The following is a 20,441-nucleotide window of genomic DNA, read 5'->3' as shown; positions in this document are numbered from 1 at the left end:
CATTCCTCGTCTAAATTGAAACAGTTTCACCCTGATACAGGAGGCAGGTATGGTCTTTTTGGTCAGTGATGAAGTTAAGCCTAAGAAGGGCGGCCCGCGCATGATTGTCACCGGGTATTCCAGCGGAATGGTGGAATGTCGGTGGCATGATGGCTACAGCATTAAGCAGGAAGCCTTTCGTGAAGATGAGCTTCAGCCGGGTGACGGCCAGCGCAAGCACGATCAGGCTTAATCACATAACGCCCGGCTTTGCCGGGCGTTTTTACCTGAAGTACCGGGTGTAAGGCAGTAATCAGGGAGTGTGTGTGCAGCGCGATACCTTTGTTGTAAGACGAACTTTTCTGCAATGGCTGCATAAGCGTAGCAATCCGGGTTTGATTGTTAACCTCTGTTTTATCACTGTCCTGGTGTTTTCAACCCTCCTGACCTGGCGTGAAGTGGTGGTCCTCGAAGAGGCGTATATCTCCAGCCAGCGCAACCACCTGGAAACCGTGGCCAGCTCGCTGGACAGGCAGTTACAGAACAGCGTCGACAGGATGCTGTTATTTCGCCAGGGCATGCGTGATGCGATCGAGACGCCGCTGGCCTTTGATGTCTTACAGGACGCGGTGTCACGCTTTAATGCCGTCCGCATGCTTCCCACCTGGCAGCTTGCCGTTGATAAAAAGCGCACGCTTCCCATTAACGGGGTCTCGGACGCGTTCGTGGATAAAACCACGCTTCTGAATCGGGACGCCGATCGCATCAGTCATGAAATTTCTGCCGCGCTTGAAGTGGGGTATCTGCTCAGGCTGGCGTCATCGAGAGCGCAAACGGAAACGCGGGTGCTCTACGTCTCTCGCGCCGGGTTTTACCTTTCCACGGATACGCCGGATCGGGAGGATGATATTACCGCCCGCTATTATCATCTGGTCACGCAGTCCTGGTTTACCCAGCAGTCAGAGCGTAACAATCGCGCGCGCGCCGTGCGCTGGTTTATCTCCACAGCCTCATTCTGGACCGGGGATAAACGAACGATCACCGCCAGCGTCCCCATCTACTTCGATCATTACTGGTATGGCGTCGTGGCGATGGATTTTACCTTAGACACGATGCAGCGTCTGCTGACCGACGCGACGGAAGAGCGGACGGAGGGGGAGTATCAGCTGTACGATACCCGGCTCAATATGATTGCCACCTCAGCCCATGCGGGAAGCCCGGTTAACCAGTTTGACGAACGCGAAACGGCGCAGATTGCCCACGCGATTGAGCACGATACCGGCGGCGGTATCCGCCTCGGGAGCCGGTTTATTACCTGGGAGCGGCTCGATCACTTCGATGGCGTCGTCTTGCGGATCCACACGCTGCATGAAGGGGTACAGGACGATTTCGGCAGTATCAGCATCGTGCTGGCGCTGCTGTGGGCGCTCTTTACCGCCATGCTGTTGATCTCGTGGCTGGTGATCCGTCGGATGGTGAGTAACATGTATACGCTTCAGCACTCGCTCCAGTGGCAGGCCTGGCACGATCCGCTGACCCGGCTCAATAACCGCGGCGCGCTGTTCGACCGCGCAAAACTGCTGGCGGAAACCTGTCGTCAGCAGTCGCTGCCGTTCTCGGTGATTCAGATCGATCTCGACCATTTTAAAAACATCAACGACCGTTTCGGCCATCAGGCCGGTGATAAGGTGCTTTCCCATACGGCAGGCGTGATTGCCAGCGCGTTACGCAAGAATGATGTGGCCGGGCGCGTCGGTGGAGAAGAGTTCTGTGTCGTCCTGCCGGGGATCGGTCTGGAGGAGGCGAAAGGCGTCGCCGACCGTATACGCTGCCGGATCAACAGTAAGGAGATCCTGGTGAAGAAAAGCACCACCCTGCGCATCAGCGCGTCACTGGGCGTCAGCAGCGCGGATGAAACGGGTAACTACGATTTTGAACAGCTGCAGTCCGTGGCGGACGCCCGGCTTTATCAGGCCAAGCAGGGCGGGCGTAACCGGGTCGAGTGGCGGGATCAGGACAGGAAGTGATCCAGCCCCTCCTGCCAGCCGAGCGGTCCCGCCTGCCGGGTGTGATAAACCCGACGGGGGTTATCGTCCCGTAACGTAATACCCTGCCGGTTTATCCCCTTAATCACCACCGCGAAGTCCACGATGTCCAGCAGCGGCGCGTCGTTCGGCCCATCGCCGAGCCCCAGGGTCGTGGGTTCAATATTTTCCCGTTCACGGTACTGCGCGATTAGCCAGTTAGCCGCAACGTCCTTACCGCAGCCGGCATCGAGAATATGCCAGAAACGGGCTCCCTGCAGGCATTTCAGCCCGTGTTGCGCCAGCGCCGATTCAAACCGGGCCATGGCTTCGTCGGAATCACGCCAGATGAGCGTGACGGAGGCGTCATGCTTGCGGGCAAGCACCGCACGGTAGCGGGTCATCCCCGTCCATTCGCTAATGACGCGGTCGTCCACGTCGTCAAAGGTGGTGAATTTGAAGCCCGCCTGCTGGCGGATTTGCTCAATAAGCGGACGAATCTCCCGGTGCGTCATGCCCTTGATGTGGCGCTGACCCATTTCCCAGCGCACGTCAGGCTGAATCACCGCGCCGTTCTCAGCGATAAACGGTAACCCTTCCAGACCCAGATCCTGCTGAATATCCAGCATTTCTGCCGCGCTCTTGCTGCTGCAAAGAATCACCGGCACCTGGTTGTCCTGCAGTTTATCCAGCCACGGCATTGCGGGCTGCCACTCATAGGTATGAATATCCAGCAGCGACCCATCCAGATCGGAAAAAATCAGCAGGGGACCCCGGAGTGAAAGCATAGTAACTCCCGAAAACGAATGAGCCTTAATCTAAGAATATTCCTAAAAAAATATCTGGGCTTAAACCGGATTGAGAAGAACCGATCCAGCCAAACCCGCATTCGGCGTATGTTGTTGCTCATAACCAAAACGATTATGTTAAAAATATTATATTCGCCGTAAGAATATATGCTTGTCATGCAAAATCGTTGGGGATAGTGTTGTTTGTACATCAGATTTCCTGGTGTAACGAATTTTCAAGTGCTTCTTGCATAAGCAAGTTTTGATCCCGGCCATCCCCATGACCGGGATTTTTTTCGTGCTAACGATTTGCTTCAGACACGCTAAAGTCATGAATATCCAGCTCGAAGGCCTCCGCCAGCTCGCGGTAGGTGTGATAATCCCTCCCGTTAACAATGACGTGGTCCGAACCATCGTTCGTGCGGCGGACTTCTGACTCACTGATCTCATTGATGGCGGCCAGCAGGGCATCGACATCCACCTCGACCTCGCGTTTGATGGTGTCGCTGTACTCTTTATCGGTCTTCATTACGGGGCTCCTCATTAAACCGTGTCCACGGTAAGTATAGACTGTGTATAAAAACGCCATTCACGCCGTGCGGCGATGTGTGTTTTTGCGTTTTGTTCTACACTGGCTCAAAACCAGAGGAGGAATGTATGAAGGTCAACGATCGGGTAACCGTTAAAACGGACGGTGGGCCGCGCCGCCCGGGGGTGGTGCTGGCAATTGAAGAGTTTAGTGAAGGCACAATGTACCTGGTCTCACTGGAAGACTACCCGCTCGGCATCTGGTTTTTTAACGAACTGGGGCATCCGGACGGCATTTTTGTTGAGAAAGCGGAGTAGTACGGCGTCGGGTGGCATTGCGCGTGCCCGACCACGTCCGCAAAAGCAAAAATCTCTGGCCAGGCCAGAGATCAAAGGTAGGGTGCAGAGGGGTTTAAGCCACTAACGCATGTTGACGAAAATCCCGTTCGTCACATTATCGGTCAGACGTACCACGTGATAGATCACTTGCTTATTATGCGTTTTAATTTTCCTTTTAATATTTCCTTTGTGTGACGAAACGGTTTTCGCTTTAATATTCATCTGGTCAGAGATCTGAATAGTCCCTTGTCCAGCCATCCACATTCGCAGCATACTTGATTCAGTCCTGCTTAATGAAAGGGTGGGTAAGTTAACCGCTCCTACATTTTTAACTTCTTTATTCAAATAATCACCCAGAATGTCATCCAGCGACTCGGGTTTAATCGACTTAGAACTGATCAATAAATTTTTACGGACCAACAAATACTCATCGAAATGGATATTCGCGATCGCCATAAAAACAATAAACAGGGTTTTTGGATGCTGATTAATGATTTGCTTAATGTGCTGACTGTTGGCTGGATCGTGAATGAAACAGTCCTCATTAATAAACACCACGCCTGGTTTGAGTTCGTCACAAGCGGCTGCGAGTTCTTCAACGGTGTGTGCATCGTTGATGTCTCTCTTTCTTACCCCTCTGCTTGCCAGGTACCCGGTTAACCCTAGCCGGGTGTAGCTGCATAAATCCATAATGATCGTTGACATGGCATACCCTCACTCAATGCGTAACGATAATTCACCATCTGCCTGAGAGCTCAAAACAGCCATACGGGATGGAAAAAAATAATAAACCTGTGAGCATGACAAAGACTTTCAGGCGGACTCACTATCCCGTAAAGTTACGTATAATTTGCCAGGAATCTTCTTAAAGTAAAGTAAATATTAAGTATTGTGAGGTGGTTAGAAACATTTAAACCGCGTCAGATATATCCTGGAAGATGTTTTTCGCGTTTTATTTTAGGAATATCCTCAGAAAGACAATAGCGATCGTGAGGACTATTATTTACGTGGCAATTCGCTGACAATATCCGCTAACAGATTGAATATCTCGCCGAATAAATGTTCACAGAAGGGGGCGATAAGTGGCATCAGTAATGACATTAATAAAATTCCGACCGTCAACGTTAGCGGAAAACCAATCACAAACACCGAGAGCTGCGGTGCCATTCTGTTCAGCAAGCCTAATGCCAGGTTGACGGTAAGCAGCAGGGTGATGATCGGCAGAGCCAGCATCAGACCGTTGAGGAAGATCAGCCCCGCCGCGCGGGTCAGCGCGAGGAAGGCATTGCTGTTGACCGGGTTATCACCGATCGGCAGCGTATGGAAAGTATCCACCAGCATGGAGATGAGCCACAGATGACCGTTGAGCGACAGAAACAGCAGCATGGCGAGCAGATCGATGATGCGCGCCAGCACCGGCATGTTGAGATGGCTGCCGGGATCGACAAACGTGGCGAACGATAGCCCCATCTGCAGGCCAATCAACTCGCCGGCCGTGCGCACGGCGGCGAAGGCGAGCTGCATGGTAAAGCCCACGGCGACGCCAATCATCACCTGCTGTAAAGCGACCCATACCGCGTTAGCCGAGAAGATAGGAATATCCACGGGTGGCAGGGAAGGGGCGACGATAATGGTGATGATAATGCCCAGCCCCACCTTAACGCGCTTGGGGATCGATTTCTCGCTGAGAATGGGGGCGGTGGAGATCAGCGCCAGAATGCGCAGCATCGGCCAGAAATAGACGCCGAGCCACTGAACCCACTGGTCGCTGGTGAAGTGCAGCATCGTCAGTTCAGCCGATGATGTACGGCAGATTGGTAAACAGGTTGCGCATATAGTCCAGCAGCAGGTTCAGCATCCACGGTCCGGCTACGATAATCGCCACGAACACGGCGATGATTTTCGGGATGAACGACAGCGTCATTTCGTTAATCTGCGTGGCGGCCTGAAGAATACTGATAATCAGGCCGGTAACCAGCGCGACAAGCAGCAGCGGCGCGGCAACAGCAATGGCGATTTTCATCGCTTCCGTGCCCATCATCATGACCGATTCGGGTGTCATTGCCGTTCCTTAACTGTAAAAACTTTGCGCCAGCGAGCTGACCAGCAGCTGCCAGCCGTCGACCAGCACAAAAAGCATGATCTTAAAGGGCAGGGCAATGGTGGCAGGCGGCACCATCATCATCCCGAGCGCCATCAGGACGCTGGCGATCACCAGGTCGATAATCAGGAACGGGATAAAGATGGTAAAGCCAATCTGGAACGCGGTTTTCAGCTCGCTGGTGACATAGGCCGGCAGCAGAATGCGCATCGGTACCGCTTCCGGGCCCTGCAGCTCGCCGGTGTTGGACAGACGGGCGAAGAGGGCCAGGTCCGCCTCGCGCGTCTGGCGCAGCATAAATTCCCGCAACGGCTGCGCGCCTTTTTCCAGCGCCTCCTGCATCGAAATTTTGTCTTCGCTGAACGGCTGGTAGGCGTCGGTATAAATCTTATCGATCACCGGCGACATGATGAAAAAGGTCAAAAACAGCGCCAGCCCCAGAAGCACCTGGTTTGGCGGCGCCGAAGGGGTGCCCAGCGCGTTTCGCAGCAGACCAAAAACGATGATGATGCGGGTAAAGCTGGTCATCATCAGCAGAATGGCCGGAATAAAGGTCAGCGAGGTGATGAAGACCAGCGTCTGAACCGGGAGCGACCAGCTCTGGCCGCCACCCGCAATCGGCGTGGAAACCAGACCGGGCAACTGCGCATAAACCGCAGGAGCAAACAGGCCAACGCCCGCAAGCGTCAGGGATAACAAACGGCGCATCAGGTTCTCCCGGAACGCTTAAGCAAACTCTTCATGACGGACTGAAAATCCGCAGGGGCTTGTGCGCGCTCGTCCATCGTGACCGGGGCGGGCGGCAGTTTATGTAATACGTTGATGTTTGAGCCGGTTACGCCCAGAACCAGACGCGCATCTTCCACATCGACGATGACCACGCGTTCGCGCGGCCCAAGCGTCGTGCTGGCGCTGACCTTCAGGCCGCGGGTGCCGGCAGTTTTACCCGCCAGGCCAAAACGCTTTGCCAGCCAGGCGGCGATAAGAATAAAGGCAATAATACCGAACAACGCCCCGCTCACCTGGAGCAGCGGGGAGCCGGGAACGGCGGAAGGCTGTGATATTGTTGCCTGGGTTTTCATGCTTAACGGCTCAGACGACGCATGCGTTCAGACGGGGTGATGATGTCGGTGATGCGCACGCCGTATTTATCGGCAACCACCACCACTTCACCCTGGGCAATCAAATAACCGTTGATCAGAATATCCAGCGGCTCGCCGGCCAGGCCGTCAAGGGCCACAACTGAACCCTGCGTGAGGCGCAGCAGCTCTTTAATGGTCATCCGGGTGCGTCCCAGTTCAACGGTCAGCTTAACCGGGATGTCCATAATCAGGTCGATGTCCTGCAGCGTGCCGCTGACGTCGCCGCCGCCTAACTGCTGGAATACCGCGTCCGCCGCGCTTTTTGTCGGAGTCGTTTTTTGCTCGTTTAACGCGTCAGCCCACAGATCGTCCAGTGCTCCGCTGTTTTCATCGGACGTATTGTTCATGTCACTCATTTGGGCTGTTCCTCATTCAGCGAATTCAAAATCGGGTTGATCAAGTGCTCAACGCGTAACGCATACTGACCGTTAATCGTGCCGTACTGGCTTGTAAGTACGGGGACACCATCTACGTGGGCAATAATGCGGTCGGGTTTGTCTATCGGCAAAACGTCGCCGGGTTGTAATTTCAGGATCTGGGATAACCGCATCGAAATGTCGGCGAAGTTCGCCACCAGCTCCAACTGCGAGTGCTGCACCTGGCGCACCAGGTTTTCACGCCAGTTCTGATCTTCGTTGCGTGAGTTCTCCAGCGGCGGGTTAACCAGCAGCTCGCGCAGCGGTTCAATCATGCTGAACGGCAGGCAGATGTTGAACTCACCGGTCAGGTTACCGATTTCCACGTGGAACGGCGTATTGACGACGATATCGTTCGGGGAGGTGGTGATATTGGTAAATTTCACCTGCATCTCAGAACGGACGTACTCCACTTCCAGCGGGTTAATCGCTTTCCACGCGTCGCTGTAGGATTCCAGCGCCAGCTTCAGCATGCGGTTAATGACGCGCTGCTCGGTGTGGGTAAATTCACGACCTTCCACTTTGGTCGGAAAACGCCCGTCGCCGCCGAACAGGTTATCCACCGCGATGAACACCAGGCTTGGGGAAAACACCACCAGACCGGTGCCGCGCAGCGGCTTCAGATGAATCAGGTTAAGGTTGGTTGGCACCGGCAGGTTGCGGGCAAACTCATGATACGGCTGGATGCGGATCGCACCGACCGTGATATCCGGGCTACGACGCAGCAGGTTAAACAGCCCCATACGGAACTGACGTGCAAAACGTTCGTTAATGATCTCCAGCGCCTGCAGACGTTCACGTACCACGCGACGCTGGGTATTGGGATCGTAAGGACGAATATTATCGTCGCCGGTGAGACCCGGCTGCGGGTCGTCACTCTTATCGCTGTCGCCGTTAAGCAGCGCGTCGATTTCTGCCTGAGAAAGAATACTGTCGCCCATGTCGTTACCGCAGAATAAAGGCTGTGTACAGAACGTCAGTGACTTCCTGCTTAGGTTGACCGTTTACCAGCGGGGTGGCCAGCGTCTGCTTGATGGCGTCGACCAGCTTTTGCTTACCCACGTCGGTAGCCAGCGCGGAGGCGTCCTGACGAGAAAACAGCAGGAGAAGGCGGCTACGCACTTCCGGCAGATAATCGTTCAGGCGCGCGCGGGTTGCTTCGTCCTTCAGGCGCAGCGTAATACCGACATACAGCACGCGATCCGCGTCACCGAGGTTAACGGTGAAGGTGTCCAGAGGGAAAAAGACCGGCGCCGGCGGAGGGGCAGGTTCGGCTTTGGCCGCAGCGGTTGAAGGTTCCTGCTGCATACGCCAGTAACTATAGCCCGCGGTAGCGCAGGCGGCGAGCGTGATCAACACCAGCAGCGGGATCCAGATGGAACGCTTGCTTTTTTTGGTGATAGCGGAGTCTGTCATCTGATACGAGCTTCCTGTTTCGGTACAGCTTAATAAGGTGATTATCCCGTGTCCTGCCGTCGTCAAAGCGTGGAAAAGACGGGGATAATCACGCTACCTCTGGCGTTTAGGCGAAGATGTCTACGGCACCGTTACCGCGCGCCGCGGATTGCAGGGCGGCAGGGGTCGGCAGGAGCTCATCGCTCTCTTCATTAAAACCGCCGTGCTGGCCCGGGCGTGAAGCATGGTGCTGCTGGGATGAAGACTGCTGTTGCCCGGCAAAGCTCTCGCTGCTGACGCTGCTTTGAGAAAGCTGAATGCCGTTCTCCGCCAGCGAGGTCCGCAGGACCGGCAGCGCGGCTTCCAGCGCCGCGCGCACGTGACTGTGCGCAGAGACCATCTGCAGCTGTGCCTGGTTATCGTCCAGCTTCAGCGAGATTTGCACCTGGCCCAGATCTTCCGGGTGCAGGCGCAGCTCCGCCGTCTGCTGGCCCTGCTTAGTGAACAGGGTGATGTGCTGGCTCAGGGACTGCTGCCATTCATGTGTGCCCAGAGGCTGGCTTAGCACCGGGGCGGTGGCAACGGTTGCGGCAGGCTGGCTGGCCGCATGGCTGGAGATAATCGGCGCCAGGGTAGCGGTCGGCGAAGATGACGAAGAGGCGCTGACGAAGTCCTGCTTCTCAGCGGCTGCGGCCACGACCGGTGTGGCTGGCGCGTTGGCGGCGAGATCCGGACCGTTGTTCTTCGCCTGGCTCTGATAGGACGCAGAAAGCGGCGCTTTATCATGGCTTCCCGCAGGCGCGTTCAGGGACGGCGGCTGTCCCGCACCGTTTTGCGAAAGCGTGGCTGAACTCAGCGCCGAGGTGGCGTGAACGCCGTCGCTGCCTGCCGCACGAGAGGCGGTCGTCTGCTGGTGCGGCAGCATCGCCATCAGCGCGCTTAGCCCCGCCAGCTCTTCTTCGCTCAGCTCGGTTTTAGCGTCATCTTTACCGTTGGCCGCAGTGAGCGTCTTCAGCGCGTCGCCTTTTGACAGCGGTACCAGCCCGGAGACCAACGTTTCAAGCGGCGCGGACTCCGACGTTTCAACGCCATTCAGCGCAGGCTGACGCGAGAGCAGGTCGGCAATTTTGGCCTGCAGAGCGGTATCGCCTTTGGCCTCCTGCGCGACCTTCGACAGCTTGCTGCCGGCGGCTTTCAGGTCCGCCAGGGTTAGCGGCGCATCGTTGCCCTTGCCCGTTGCATCCGTCAGGGCGCCCGCCAGCAGGGAGAGAAAGTCCTGTGCACCCTCGGTGCCTTTCCCTGTTTGCATCCCGCCTGACAGGTCGCTGTCGCTCATCAGCAGTTGTTGCAGTGTGATCATTCCGGTTTCCTCATTGATGCGCGCTGGGCAAACTCATCCATTTTCTTCTGGTCCAGGCGGTTTTCCGCCAGGGTCGAGGCTGCAATCTGCCGGTCCTGTAAGGTCTGCCAGGCCTGCAGCCGCTGTTTTTTTTCGCGCCAGAAATTCAGCGCGGTATCGACTTTTTGGGTCCACTGGTTTAGCTGCTGGCGGTGCTGCTCTATCGCCTTCTCCAGCGTCTGGATAAACTGCTGATAGTTAATCCAGCGCTGGCTGCCAATGCCCTGCGTCATATCGGTATTGAGGTTGGTGCGATATTCATGCTGATAGTCGATTAACATCTTCAACTGTTCTTCAGCCTGCTGGCACCCGCGTCGCATTGCGCCAAGCTGCAATGCGGCATCATCAACTTCTTTTTCAGCCAGATCTTTCAGCGTTGATAACGCGCTGTTTTGCGCCATGACCTTCGCCCTCCACCTGTGTTACACCTGCGGGAAAATCAGCTCCAGCGCCTGGATTGAATCTTCCCAGTCGGCACGCTCAAAAATGCCCTGTTGTAAAAACGCCTCCAGCTGCGGCCACAGGCTAATCGCCTTATCGAGCATCGGGTCGCTGCCTTTGGCATACGCCCCCACGCTGACCAGATCGCGGTTGCGCTGGAAGCTGGAAAGCAGTTGTTTGAAGTTACGCACGCGGGCGTAGTGCTTCTCGGTAATCAATGCCGTCATCGCGCGGCTGATGGATGCTTCAATATCAATCGCCGGGTAGTGCCCGGCTTCGGCCAGGCGGCGCGACAGCACGATATGGCCGTCCAGGATCGCGCGCGCGGAGTCGGCAATCGGGTCCTGCTGGTCGTCGCCCTCGGTCAGCACCGTATAGAACGCGGTGATGGAGCCGCCGCCGCTGATGCCGTTCCCCGCACGCTCTACCAGCGCCGGAAGTTTGGCGAAGACCGAAGGCGGATAGCCTTTGGTGGCCGGCGGCTCGCCGATGGCCAGCGCAATTTCACGCTGCGCCATCGCGTAGCGGGTGAGGGAGTCCATGATCAGCAGCACGTGCTTGCCGCGATCACGAAAATCTTCGGCGATACGGGTGGCGTAGGCGGCACCCTGCATACGCAGCAGCGGCGACACGTCCGCCGGCGCGGCGATCACCACCGAGCGGGCGCGGCCTTCCGCACCCAGAATGTTTTCAATAAAGTCTTTTACTTCGCGACCACGCTCGCCGATCAGCCCCACGACAATCACGTCGGCCTGGGTATAGCGCGCCATCATGCCGAGCAGGACGGATTTCCCGACGCCGGAACCGGCGAACAGGCCCATGCGCTGTCCGCGCCCTACGGTGAGCAGGGCGTTAATCGGACGCACGCCGGTATCGAGCACATGCTCGATAGGGGTACGCTGCAGGGGGTTGAACGGCTGGGTAATCAGCGCGCCGGTTTCGGTGGTGTCCGGCGCGGGAAGGCCATCCAGCGGCTTCCCGCTGCCGTCCAGCACGCGGCCGAGCAGGGCAGGGCCAAGCGGCAGCTGTTTCCCGCTTTGCAGCCCGTCGCCGCTGATGTTTTTCGCGTAAACGCGCGCGCCGGGCAGTATGCCTTCCACCTCTTCAAGCGGCATCAGGAACAGGCGCTGGCCGTTAAACCCGACCACTTCGCTTTCCACTTCACGCGTTTCCTGCCCATCCTGACGCTCAATGACGCAGGTCGCACCCAGGGGAAGCTGCAGGCCGGTGGCCTCCAGTACCAGACCGGTGGCGCGCGTCAGTCGCCCATAACGACGAACAGATGGCAGTTGCGCCATCTTCGTCTCAAAGTTGTCGAGCGTGGTGAGCCAGCGGGTGAGGCGAGCGGTCATCAGACGACTCCCGGTGCCGCCAGGCGGCACAGTTCCTGCCAGCGGGTAGCGACGCTGGCATCCAGGTCGCCTTCATCGGCAGAGACTTTGCAGCCGCCATGATGTAACGACGGGTCGCCGCGCAGACGCCAGCCGTGCAGGCTAAGCGTTGCGCCCAGGCTCTCTTCAACGCGCTGCAGATCGTCCGGGTGGACGCGCAGCTGCGGTTTGCCGCTGAACAGCGGTTCCTGCTGAAGCAGACCCTGAATTTGTTTGATCAGCGCGGTGTTATCCACCACGGGCGTCTGGCCGATAACCTGACGCGCCGCCTCCAGCGCCATCTGCATCAGACGCGAGGCAATCACGCTGTCCAGCGCGTCCAGCGTGTGCTGAAACTCGCTGACCAGCTGCTGCATACGGGCATGGATCGGCGCCTGCTGCTGGCGCGCCTGATCGATGCCGTGCTCTAACCCTTTCGCCAGGCCTTCCTGATACCCCAGTTCGTGCCCCTTCTGGCGGCCTTCGTTCAGACCGGCGTTATAGCCCTGCTCGTGCGCCTGCATTTGCAGCTGCGCCAGCATCTGCGCTTGCTGCTCCTCTTCGCTCAGCTCGGGCTGTTCAACGTCCGCGTCGGGCTCTGCGGACGAGACCACCGCGGGCGTGAATTCGGCAAGGGGAGGGGCCAGGTCGTCCGGCGTCCAGCGCTTCCACGGCAGCTCATTAGACATAGGTGTCGTCTCCGCTGCCAATCACCATCTCGCCGGTTTCCGCCAGACGACGAACGATAAGCAGGATGGCTTTCTGTTCGTTTTCCACCTGAGACAGACGAACCGGGCCACGGTTGGCAAGGTCGTCGCGCAGGATATCGGCCGCACGCTGGGACATGTTGCGCAGGAACTTCTCGCGCAGCGGCTGTTCGGCGCCTTTGAGGGCGATAAGCAGCGACTCGGAGTCCACTTCCTGGAGCAGGCGCTGGATGCTGCGGTCGTCCACTTCGACCAGGTTTTCGAACAGGAACATCTCGTCGATGATTTTCTGCGCCAGCTCGCCGTCGAATTCGCGAACCGCCGTAATGACGGCCTCTTCCTGCTGCGTTTTCATCAGGTTGATGATTTCCGCCGCCGTTCTCACGCCGCCCATTTTGCTGCGCTTGAGGTTCTGACCGTCGAGCAGGTTGTTCAGCACCTCGGTCAGCTCCGCCAGCGCGGCCGGCTGGACGCCGCCGAAGGTGGCGATACGCAGCATCACGTCGTGACGCAGGCGCTCTTCGAACAGCGCCAGAATATCGGCCGCCTGACCGCGTTTGAGGTGAACCAGGATGGTGGCGATAATCTGCGGGTGCTCGTCGCGAATCAGGTCGGCGGCACTCTGCGGCTCCATAAAGTTGAGCGTTTCGATCCCGCTGGCGGTATCGCGGGTTTCCAGAATGTCTTCCAGCAGGCTGGCGGCACGCTCTTCGCCCAGCGCCTTGACCAGCACGGAGCGCAGGTAGTCGTTGGCGTTGACGTTCAGCGCGGCAAACTGTTCGGCTTCCTGTTCAAACTCTGACAGCACTTCGGTCAGCTGTTTGTTGGAGATTTGACGCACGTTGGCCATCGCCGCACTGAGAATTTGCACTTCTCGCTGGGAGAGGTGTTTAAACACCTCTGCCGCGCGATCTTCGCCAATGGTCATCAGCAGGATGACGCTTTTATCGGTGCCCGTAAGCGTATTACTCATGTTCGTTACCCATCCACTGGCGGATGACCAGCGCCACGACGCGCGGATCGTTATCTGACATTTCGCGAATGCGCTGGCTCATCACCTCAGCGCCCATGCGCTGGTTAGCACGACGCTGCTGCATCTGTTCATCTTTGCTGAGGCGAACTTCTACCGCTTCTTCCGTTTCCTGACGCGTATTCATCTGCTCGCGCGCCGCTTTTTCGGCTTCCGCACGACGCTGGAGCTGAGGACGAACGCCCTTACGCCACAGCAGCCACGCGACAATCAGCACCAGCAGCCAGCGACCTGCGGACATCAGCTGGTCGATAAACGCCTGCTGTTGCCAGAACGGCAGTTCACCGCCGGTCTCTTCAACCGAGTTAAACGGAGAGTTCACCACGTTGAGGGTATCGCCGCGCTTCTCGGAGTAGCCCATCGCTTCGCGGGTCAGGTTCTCAATCTGCTTCATCTGCTCGGCGGTTAACGGCAACGGTTTGCCGTCCGGCAGCGTTTTGTAGTTCACCACCACCGCAACGGAAAGACGCTGAATATCGCCCACGTTCAGCTTAGTGTGGCGGATCGTCCGATCCACTTCATAGTTCGTGGTTTCGTTACGGCTGCTGGAGCGCGGACCGGCGTTATTGGTCGTTGAGGTGGTCTGCTGATTATTTTGCTGACCGTTCTGCTGGTTGGCCGGCGGCGTGGAAATCGGCGCCGCGTTTGCCGGCGCAGGCTGGTTAGAGAGCGCGCCCGGCACGCCGCCAGGGTAGGCCCCGCCGATCTGTTCGCTGGAGTTGATCTGGCGTGAACGCATGACCGCCTGAGCCGCATCGCCGTTCGGGCTGTATTGCTCTTCGGTTTGTTCTTTGTTCGAGAAGTCGATCTGCGCGGTGACCTGCGCGTGCACGTTGCTGTTGCCCACGACCGGGCCGAGGATCGCTTCGATGCGGCGCTGGAGGCGGCTTTCGACATCGGCGGCATATTTCAGCTGCGCGTCGTTCAGGTCACGACCGGCGGTATTGGATTGCGTCAGCAGGTGACCGCTCTGGTCAACCAGAGTCACGTTACCCGGCGGCAGGCCGGCGACGGCGCTGGAGACGAGATGCGTAACCGCGCTGATTTGCCCTTCGTCCAGCGCGCGGCCTGGCTCGAGGTTCACGGTAACAGAAGCTGAAGGGGATTTCTGTTCACGAACAAATAAAGAGGGTTTAGGCATTGCCAGGTGCACGCGGGCACTCTTCACCGGGCCTAACGTTTCAATGGTGCGGGCCAGCTCGCCTTCCAGCGCACGTTGGTAGTTCACCTGCTCGCTGAACTGGCTGATGCCGAATTTTTCCTGGTCCAGCAGCTCAAAGCCGACCGCGCCGCCCTTCGGCAGGCCCTGCTGCGCCAGGCGCAGACGAAGCTCGTGCACTTTATCCGCCGGTACCTCAAGCGCACCGCCATTATCGGCAAAGCGATAAGGGATATTCATCTGGGTCAGCTGGGTGACGATGGCGCCGCCATCCTGATCGGAAAGGTTACTGTAGAGCGTCCGGTAGTCAGGGCTTTTCGCCCACAGGACCATCGCTACAAGGATCGCAATTGCGGCAGCGCCTGCCACGATCAACGGGATTTTAGGATTCGCGCGAAGGCGGTTCATCCACTCGAGTGATTTATTTTGTGGCGCTGTCGATGCTGTTGCACTCATTGCGCACCTCTTAAATCCTGGTGGTTTACGTTATTCGTGTAGAGAAACAAAACTGACTCCCGGGTCGGCAAACACGACAAAAGTTCCATATTGATGGCCCTGCCATTATTTGACGATTCCGGATTTTCTATGCGTCAAATAACCTGGTTTTTTCACGCTATTTACCGCCATTATCTTATTGACAAGCTGTTAGTCTTGACCGCGTAAAAAACCATCCAGGGGAGAGTCATGGCTATACAGGGCATTGAAGGGGTCATCAGTCAGTTGCAAGCAACGGCGATGACGGCCCGTAATCAGAATGTGGCAGAACAGCAGCCGACCATCAGCTTTGCGGGGCAACTGCATGCCGCTCTTGACCGTATCAGCGATACCCAGACCGCTGCGCGTACGCAGGCGGAGAAGTTCACCCTCGGCGAGCCGGGCGTGGCGCTCAATGATGTGATGACCGATTTGCAAAAAGCCTCGGTTTCCCTGCAGATGGGGATCCAGGTGCGTAACAAGCTGGTGTCGGCGTATCAGGAAGTGATGGGCATGCAGGTTTAAGCCCCCTCGATCTTCGCTGGCAGCCTCAGCGCTTTAATGCCACAATATTTTTTTCTTCGAATGCAGGAAAGATGATGAAAAAAATAGCAATTGCTGGCGCGCTGCTGGCACTGACCGGGTGCGTTCAGGTCGATAACTATAATGACGTGATCAAGCATCCCGTCCCGGCGAACCTGGCGGGATACTGGCAGTCGAAAGGGCCGCAGAGCAGTCTGGTCAGCCCTGAAGCGATTGCCACACTGGTGGTGACGGAAGAGGGCGATACGCTGGACTGCCGCCAGTGGCAGCGCGTGATTGCCGTACCGGGTAAGATCATGCTGCGTTCAGACAGCTATTACAACGTCACACGCAAGCTGGATATCTATCCGCTGGATCGCGACGGCGCTACGCTTGAATATGACGGGATGGAGCTGCAGAAGGTTGACCGCCCAACGGTGGAATGTGCGGATTACCTGAGCAAGAATCCACTGGAGAGTAAACTGCCCTAAGGGTAAAAGCAAAACGGCAACCTTGTTGCCGTTTTTGGTGTTTGCGCCCTCTCCCACGGGGAGAGGGACGGGCTGAGGGCATCAGGCCGCACGTTTCCCGTTCTACAACGCATCCTCAATCACCCACACGCTGACGCTTCCCCCTTTACAGGTAAAGGTGCCTTCGCCATCCGCCGCCGTGGTGACCGTTTCTTCACGATTGCCGAGAAAATCACGCCACGTTTTGTTGCCGTAGTTTTCCCCCAGGCAAATTACCTTCTCGCCGTCGTCGCCGTTCGACATCACCACCACGCAGCCGGGATCATCTTCCGTGCCGCTGCGGCTGAAGGCGATGCAGTTTGGATGGTCAAAAAAGAGCGTCTGCACGCCGTGGGCAAAACGCTGGCGGGCGAGGATAAGCTCGTGAAGCTGCTCAATGACCGGCATGTCTATGTGATAGGTCTCACCGTCGCCTCCCGTATCGTCATAGCTTGCGCCGAACAGATCCGGATAGAAGACGCTCGGCACGCCGTTTTCCCGCAGCAGGATCAGCGCGTATGCCAGCGGTTTAAACCAGGCTTCGACCGGCGCTTCCAGCGCCTGCAGAGGCTGCGTGTCATGGTTCGCGACGAGGGTGACCGCATGGAACGGGTCGGCCTCCACCAGCGTGCCGGTGAAGATCTGGCTCATGTCGTAATCTCGTCCCTGGCGCGACGCCTCGTGGAATTTCATCTGCAGCGGGGCATCAAACAGCATGGTTTTCCCCTCGACCTGGTCAATATAGGCCTGCAGTTTGTCAACCTCGTGAGACCAGTATTCCGCCACGATAAACAGCGGCTTTTCAGCGACTTCCTGAACGTGCTCAATCCACTCTTTGTAAAACCAGGCGGGAATATGCTTGACGGCGTCCAGGCGAAAACCGTCGCAGCCCGTCTGTTCCATGACCCAGCGGGCCCAGTATTTGATCTCCTCGGTGACGGCGTGATTGCGAAAGTCGATGTTTTCGCCCATCAGGTAATCGAAGTTACCCATCTCATCATCGACCTGGTCATTCCAGCCTTCGCCGGTGTAGTCGTTGACGATTTTAAAGATCCCGTCTTCATCCGGGTTTTCAATATGGTCGACGCCGCTGAAGCATTTGTAATCCCAGATAAACTGTGAGTATTGCCCGGCGCGGGCGGGGAAGGTGTAGCAAGTCCAGGCCTCACACTCGATGATTTCATCATCAATTTGTGTACGGTCTTGTTCGTTCACGCGCTGCACGCGGACAGGCTCTTTCTCATCTGCCCCCATTTTGTGGTTCACCACCACGTCCAGCAGGACGGCAATCTCGTTGCTTTTGAGGGCGTCGATGGCTTCCAGCAGCTGCGCTTTGTCACCGTATTTCGTGGCGATACTGCCTTTCTGGTCAAACTCGCCGAGGTCAAACAGATCGTAAGAGTCATAGCCAACCGAATATCCGCCGGAAGCCCCTTTATACGCGGGCGGCAGCCAGATCATGTTGATGCCGATTTCATTAAGATTGGGGGCTAACGCCGTGACTTCTCGCCACAATTCACCGCCAGCGGGGTAATACCAGTGAAAGCATTGTAACAGGGTGGGGTTTTTCATCGTCCGTGCTCCAGAAGCCATATGGCAGACTTCTGGAGTATGGATGAAGAAATCATAATTGTGTGTCGCGGGTAACACTTTCTGGATAAAGAATATTCCCTGACAGCTTTCCATAGGTAGAGGTGATGGATTGCTGTTTGCCGGTCTGATCGATGAGATTACGCAGTTCGTCCATCCGCACTTTCAGCAGCGCCTTTAACGTATTCTCATTGTCGAGGATCATCTCCAGCAGCGCACGCGCTTGCTCAACCTGAGCCGGGGGGCATGACATGATGGGCGTTTGCGAAATCCTTTCCACCAGTTGAACGTAATGCATTTCCTGCTCAATAAGCGCATCCCATTGACCAGAATGTGCGAGATTTAGCATAGCAATGCTCTGAGCATGTAACGCCTGCCAGTGGCTAAGCGCTGCGCTGGGATTATTCATCAAAATTATCCTGAAATAGAGGACGCATTGGGGCCGATTTGCTTCCACGCATCCGCAATGTTGTTTAATAAACCCTCGACTTCAACAATTGCGTCTACGTCATTACTGACGTTCGCCAGTAATAAACGTCGAACCATATATTCGTACAAGGAGGCAAGATTACTGGACAGCTCGCTCTCAACCTCCATGTTCAGTCCTGCTTTTAAACCGTTGTCGATGATGTTAATGGCTTTCGATAACGCTTCGCCTTTTTCACGAATTTGTCCGGCTTCCATGAACAAACGCGCGCGGACGAGGGCGCTATGCGCCCCGTCGAACAACATGACAATCAGCTGGTGTGGACTGGCATTCATAACTGCGCTTTCTACTCCTATCTGCTGATAGGATTGAACAGCAGAGGTCTTATACATATCCACTCCTGAAGGCTACGACTATTTTTGTGAGAACTGTTGGGTCAGATAGTTGGCCGTACTGGTCATTTTGGTGACTAATACGTCCAGGCTGGTGAACTGCGCTTTGTAACGCGCCATGGTGGCATCAATAGTGGCTTCCATAGAGTCGTAACGTTCGCCCAGGGTTTTCAGCGTTTTGTTGATACCGTCTTTCGCGTTCTGGATCACGCCCGCGCTGCCGGTGCTGGTGCTGAGCATGGTGGTCAGCGTGTTGTTCATCTGAGTCGCCAGACCGGTTTTCTTTCCGTCACCGATAAAGTACTGCTGTACGGCGGTCGGGTTGTCGGTCAGCGCTTTTTTCAGCTTATCGGAATCCACTTTAAGGTTACCGACCGTACCGTCTGCACCTTTCACCGGATCCTGGGTAATCCCCAGCTGAGCCATGATCTGAACGGAGCCAGCCTGAACTTCGGTCAGCAGACCGCGCAGCTGAGACTGGATCCCGCGCACGTTTGCATCACCCACCAGCGCGCCGTTGCTAGTGGACTGGCTGCCAGAACCTGCGTCGACCGGCACATATTTGGTGAGGCTGTTAATGGTGGACTGCAGCGAGTTATACGCGGTTACCCAGTCCGTTACGGCTTTTTGGTTTGCGTCCGTGGCGCGCGTCACTTCCAGCATTTCATCCGCTTTACTTTCTGCCTTCACGGTGAAGGTCATCCCCGGCAGCGCATCGGAAATGGTGTTCGATTGACGCTCAATCTTGATGTCGTTCACAACGACAATCGCGTTCTGGGCCGCGGTATTTACCGCCAGCGCGCCGGTTTTGGCGGTTGAGTCGTAGCCGATTACGCTTTGCAGCTTGTCGTCCCCGGTGACGCTGATGGTCATCTCGCCATCCGTACCGGTGGTTTTCGAGGAGAGCATCAGGCGGTAATCGCCGTCTTTCGCCTTGATTACGCTGGCGGTGACGTTGCCGTTAGCTTTATTAATCGCGCTCGCGATCCCGGCAAGCGACGTATCGCCATCGGCCAGGTTCACCTCTAAAGGCGTTTTTGTCCCCGGCTGGGTAATCGTAATTTTACGCGTCGTGCCGGTCGTATCGCCCAGCAGCTCCGTGTTGGTGGCATACGAACCCGTCGTGAGCGCCTGTGCTTTTGCCACTTGGTTGACATTAACCACATAAGAGCCGACGGATGCGTCTGCGGTCGTGGTTGCAGTAAAGGCCGTGTTGGTGCTGCTTACGGCGGTTGAGTTCCATGTGGTCGCTTTACCCAGCGCAGCGGTCGCAGTCTGCAGCGAGGTCATGGCACTCTGCAGCTTGCCGTACGCGCTTAACTGTGCGTTATACGTTGATTGCTGGGTAGTAATCGTCGTCAGCTTGGTTCGTTCTGCTGCATCCAACTGATTATATAATTCCCCGAGTCCTGCAGAACCTATCCCGAGGTTACTGATAGTAGCCATGCATATTTTCCTTAAATACGAAAGTAGTTCAGGACTCTTATCGGCCTCGAATAGTAAAAGTTTACGATGGTGAGAAAAAAATAATCCAAAGAATAGGCATGTCCTGGCGCGTTAAATGAAACGATTGCACTTTGGGACGATTTTTAGTGCGTCAATAACACAGATAAGTGTGTGCCTTTTTTGGCATATTCCGCGTAATAAAAAGCCGTAAATAATAACCTTATGACTGTCTCTTATACACATCTGACGCTGCCGACGACGGA

At 56.4% G+C, this 20,441-nt stretch carries 24 protein-coding genes and 1 pseudogene; 5 read left to right on the top strand and 20 right to left on the bottom strand.

Going from position 1 to position 20,441, the window contains the following annotated elements; translation table 11 throughout:
* Window positions 1-49 precede the first annotated feature (49 nt).
* Both HBA26_RS14855 and dgcQ read left to right on the top strand, forming a co-directional pair.
* A complete protein-coding gene (locus HBA26_RS14855) occupies window positions 50-232 on the top strand; it encodes a DUF2158 domain-containing protein (RefSeq protein WP_028013710.1) in 183 nt (60 codons plus the stop codon).
* Window positions 233-305: 73 nt separating this feature from the next.
* The gene (gene dgcQ / locus HBA26_RS14850) at window positions 306-2,006 is read left to right on the top strand and encodes a cellulose biosynthesis regulator diguanylate cyclase DgcQ (RefSeq protein WP_063437729.1); all 1,701 of its coding nucleotides are present in this window, start codon (window positions 306-308) and stop codon (window positions 2,004-2,006) included.
* On the opposite strand, the gene HBA26_RS14845 is transcribed toward dgcQ, so the two are convergent.
* Both HBA26_RS14845 and yodD read right to left on the bottom strand, forming a co-directional pair.
* Complete coding sequence (locus tag HBA26_RS14845; RefSeq protein WP_126345778.1) at window positions 1,991-2,791, bottom strand: mannosyl-3-phosphoglycerate phosphatase-related protein; 801 nt, start codon at window positions 2,789-2,791, stop codon at window positions 1,991-1,993. The genes dgcQ and HBA26_RS14845 overlap by 16 nt on opposite strands.
* Window positions 2,792-3,092: 301 nt before the next feature.
* Window positions 3,093-3,320 carry a YodD family peroxide/acid resistance protein gene (yodD, locus tag HBA26_RS14840; protein ID WP_028013707.1) on the bottom strand — a complete coding sequence of 76 codons (228 nt, stop codon included), beginning with the start codon at window positions 3,318-3,320 and terminating at the stop codon, window positions 3,093-3,095.
* A 128-nt stretch (window positions 3,321-3,448) separates the two neighbouring features.
* Between yodD and dsrB the strand changes: the two genes are divergently transcribed.
* Window positions 3,449-3,637, top strand: coding sequence for a protein DsrB (dsrB, locus tag HBA26_RS14835; RefSeq protein WP_013097741.1), 189 nt, complete (start codon window positions 3,449-3,451; stop codon window positions 3,635-3,637).
* A gap of 102 nt (window positions 3,638-3,739) precedes the next feature.
* Here the strand turns inward: dsrB and rcsA are convergent, their stop codons facing one another.
* The 14 genes and pseudogenes from rcsA to fliF form a co-directional block, all read right to left on the bottom strand.
* Window positions 3,740-4,363 carry a transcriptional regulator RcsA gene (gene rcsA / locus HBA26_RS14830; RefSeq protein WP_013097740.1) on the bottom strand — a complete coding sequence of 208 codons (624 nt, stop codon included), beginning with the start codon at window positions 4,361-4,363 and terminating at the stop codon, window positions 3,740-3,742.
* Window positions 4,364-4,650: 287 nt separating this feature from the next.
* Window positions 4,651-5,443, bottom strand: a pseudogene (fliR, locus tag HBA26_RS14825) (flagellar biosynthetic protein FliR); the annotation flags it as partial.
* A gap of 7 nt (window positions 5,444-5,450) precedes the next feature.
* Complete coding sequence (fliQ, locus tag HBA26_RS14820; protein WP_008500315.1) at window positions 5,451-5,720, bottom strand: flagellar biosynthesis protein FliQ; 270 nt, start codon at window positions 5,718-5,720, stop codon at window positions 5,451-5,453.
* A gap of 9 nt (window positions 5,721-5,729) precedes the next feature.
* A complete protein-coding gene (gene fliP, locus HBA26_RS14815) occupies window positions 5,730-6,467 on the bottom strand; it encodes a flagellar type III secretion system pore protein FliP (RefSeq protein ID WP_028013705.1) in 738 nt (245 codons plus the stop codon).
* The gene (fliO, locus tag HBA26_RS14810) at window positions 6,467-6,841 is read right to left on the bottom strand and encodes a flagellar biosynthetic protein FliO (protein ID WP_126345777.1); all 375 of its coding nucleotides are present in this window, start codon (window positions 6,839-6,841) and stop codon (window positions 6,467-6,469) included. Before fliO ends, fliP begins: the two co-directional genes overlap by 1 nt.
* 2 nt (window positions 6,842-6,843) lie before the next feature.
* Window positions 6,844-7,257: a flagellar motor switch protein FliN gene (fliN, locus tag HBA26_RS14805; RefSeq protein WP_166720940.1), complete on the bottom strand. Its 414-nt coding sequence runs from the start codon at window positions 7,255-7,257 to the stop codon at window positions 6,844-6,846.
* Window positions 7,254-8,258 carry a flagellar motor switch protein FliM gene (gene fliM / locus HBA26_RS14800; protein ID WP_028013703.1) on the bottom strand — a complete coding sequence of 335 codons (1,005 nt, stop codon included), beginning with the start codon at window positions 8,256-8,258 and terminating at the stop codon, window positions 7,254-7,256. The genes fliN and fliM overlap by 4 nt, the downstream gene beginning before the upstream one ends.
* A 4-nt stretch (window positions 8,259-8,262) precedes the next feature.
* Window positions 8,263-8,733 (bottom strand): flagellar basal body-associated protein FliL, encoded by a 471-nt coding sequence (gene fliL / locus HBA26_RS14795; protein ID WP_021241388.1) that lies wholly within the window; start codon window positions 8,731-8,733, stop codon window positions 8,263-8,265.
* 106 nt (window positions 8,734-8,839) lie between these two features.
* Window positions 8,840-10,072: a flagellar hook length control protein FliK gene (fliK, locus tag HBA26_RS14790; RefSeq protein WP_126345776.1), complete on the bottom strand. Its 1,233-nt coding sequence runs from the start codon at window positions 10,070-10,072 to the stop codon at window positions 8,840-8,842.
* Window positions 10,069-10,512 (bottom strand): flagellar export protein FliJ, encoded by a 444-nt coding sequence (gene fliJ / locus HBA26_RS14785; protein WP_006811155.1) that lies wholly within the window; start codon window positions 10,510-10,512, stop codon window positions 10,069-10,071. Before fliJ ends, fliK begins: the two co-directional genes overlap by 4 nt.
* 21 nt (window positions 10,513-10,533) lie before the next feature.
* On the bottom strand, window positions 10,534-11,904 hold the full coding sequence (fliI, locus tag HBA26_RS14780; protein ID WP_023330814.1) for a flagellar protein export ATPase FliI: 1,371 nt from the start codon (window positions 11,902-11,904) through the stop codon (window positions 10,534-10,536).
* A complete protein-coding gene (gene fliH / locus HBA26_RS14775) occupies window positions 11,904-12,611 on the bottom strand; it encodes a flagellar assembly protein FliH (protein WP_126345775.1) in 708 nt (235 codons plus the stop codon). Before fliH ends, fliI begins: the two co-directional genes overlap by 1 nt.
* Window positions 12,604-13,602, bottom strand: a complete 999-nt coding sequence (fliG, locus tag HBA26_RS14770) for a flagellar motor switch protein FliG (RefSeq protein WP_008500327.1) — start codon at window positions 13,600-13,602, stop codon at window positions 12,604-12,606. Before fliG ends, fliH begins: the two co-directional genes overlap by 8 nt.
* A complete protein-coding gene (gene fliF, locus HBA26_RS14765) occupies window positions 13,595-15,274 on the bottom strand; it encodes a flagellar basal-body MS-ring/collar protein FliF (RefSeq protein ID WP_028013700.1) in 1,680 nt (559 codons plus the stop codon). Before fliF ends, fliG begins: the two co-directional genes overlap by 8 nt.
* 228 nt (window positions 15,275-15,502) lie before the next feature.
* Between fliF and fliE the strand changes: the two genes are divergently transcribed.
* Both fliE and yedD read left to right on the top strand, forming a co-directional pair.
* Entirely contained in the window at window positions 15,503-15,817 is a 315-nt protein-coding gene (gene fliE / locus HBA26_RS14760) for a flagellar hook-basal body complex protein FliE (protein ID WP_013097729.1), read from the top strand.
* Between the two features lie 74 nt (window positions 15,818-15,891).
* Entirely contained in the window at window positions 15,892-16,305 is a 414-nt protein-coding gene (yedD, locus tag HBA26_RS14755; RefSeq protein WP_045260349.1) for a lipoprotein YedD, read from the top strand.
* A gap of 102 nt (window positions 16,306-16,407) precedes the next feature.
* Here the strand turns inward: yedD and amyA are convergent, their stop codons facing one another.
* From amyA to fliD, 4 genes are read right to left on the bottom strand one after another with little or no spacing between them, the layout of a single operon-like run.
* Complete coding sequence (gene amyA, locus HBA26_RS14750) at window positions 16,408-17,895, bottom strand: alpha-amylase (protein WP_126345774.1); 1,488 nt, start codon at window positions 17,893-17,895, stop codon at window positions 16,408-16,410.
* Window positions 17,896-17,947: 52 nt separating this feature from the next.
* Window positions 17,948-18,322, bottom strand: a complete 375-nt coding sequence (gene fliT / locus HBA26_RS14745; RefSeq protein ID WP_045260347.1) for a flagella biosynthesis regulatory protein FliT — start codon at window positions 18,320-18,322, stop codon at window positions 17,948-17,950.
* A gap of 5 nt (window positions 18,323-18,327) precedes the next feature.
* Window positions 18,328-18,732 (bottom strand): flagellar export chaperone FliS, encoded by a 405-nt coding sequence (gene fliS / locus HBA26_RS14740; RefSeq protein ID WP_126345773.1) that lies wholly within the window; start codon window positions 18,730-18,732, stop codon window positions 18,328-18,330.
* Between the two features lie 21 nt (window positions 18,733-18,753).
* Window positions 18,754-20,178 (bottom strand): flagellar filament capping protein FliD, encoded by a 1,425-nt coding sequence (gene fliD / locus HBA26_RS14735; RefSeq protein WP_048961150.1) that lies wholly within the window; start codon window positions 20,176-20,178, stop codon window positions 18,754-18,756.
* Between the last annotated feature and the right edge of the window lie 263 nt (window positions 20,179-20,441).

Origin of the sequence: Enterobacter sp. 725m/11 (assembly GCF_011683705.1) — a bacterium.
In the GTDB taxonomy this organism is placed as follows: domain Bacteria; phylum Pseudomonadota; class Gammaproteobacteria; order Enterobacterales; family Enterobacteriaceae; genus Enterobacter; species Enterobacter bugandensis.
Note: the sequence above shows the minus strand (reverse complement) of the source record. Positions and strands in the feature narration are given on the sequence as shown.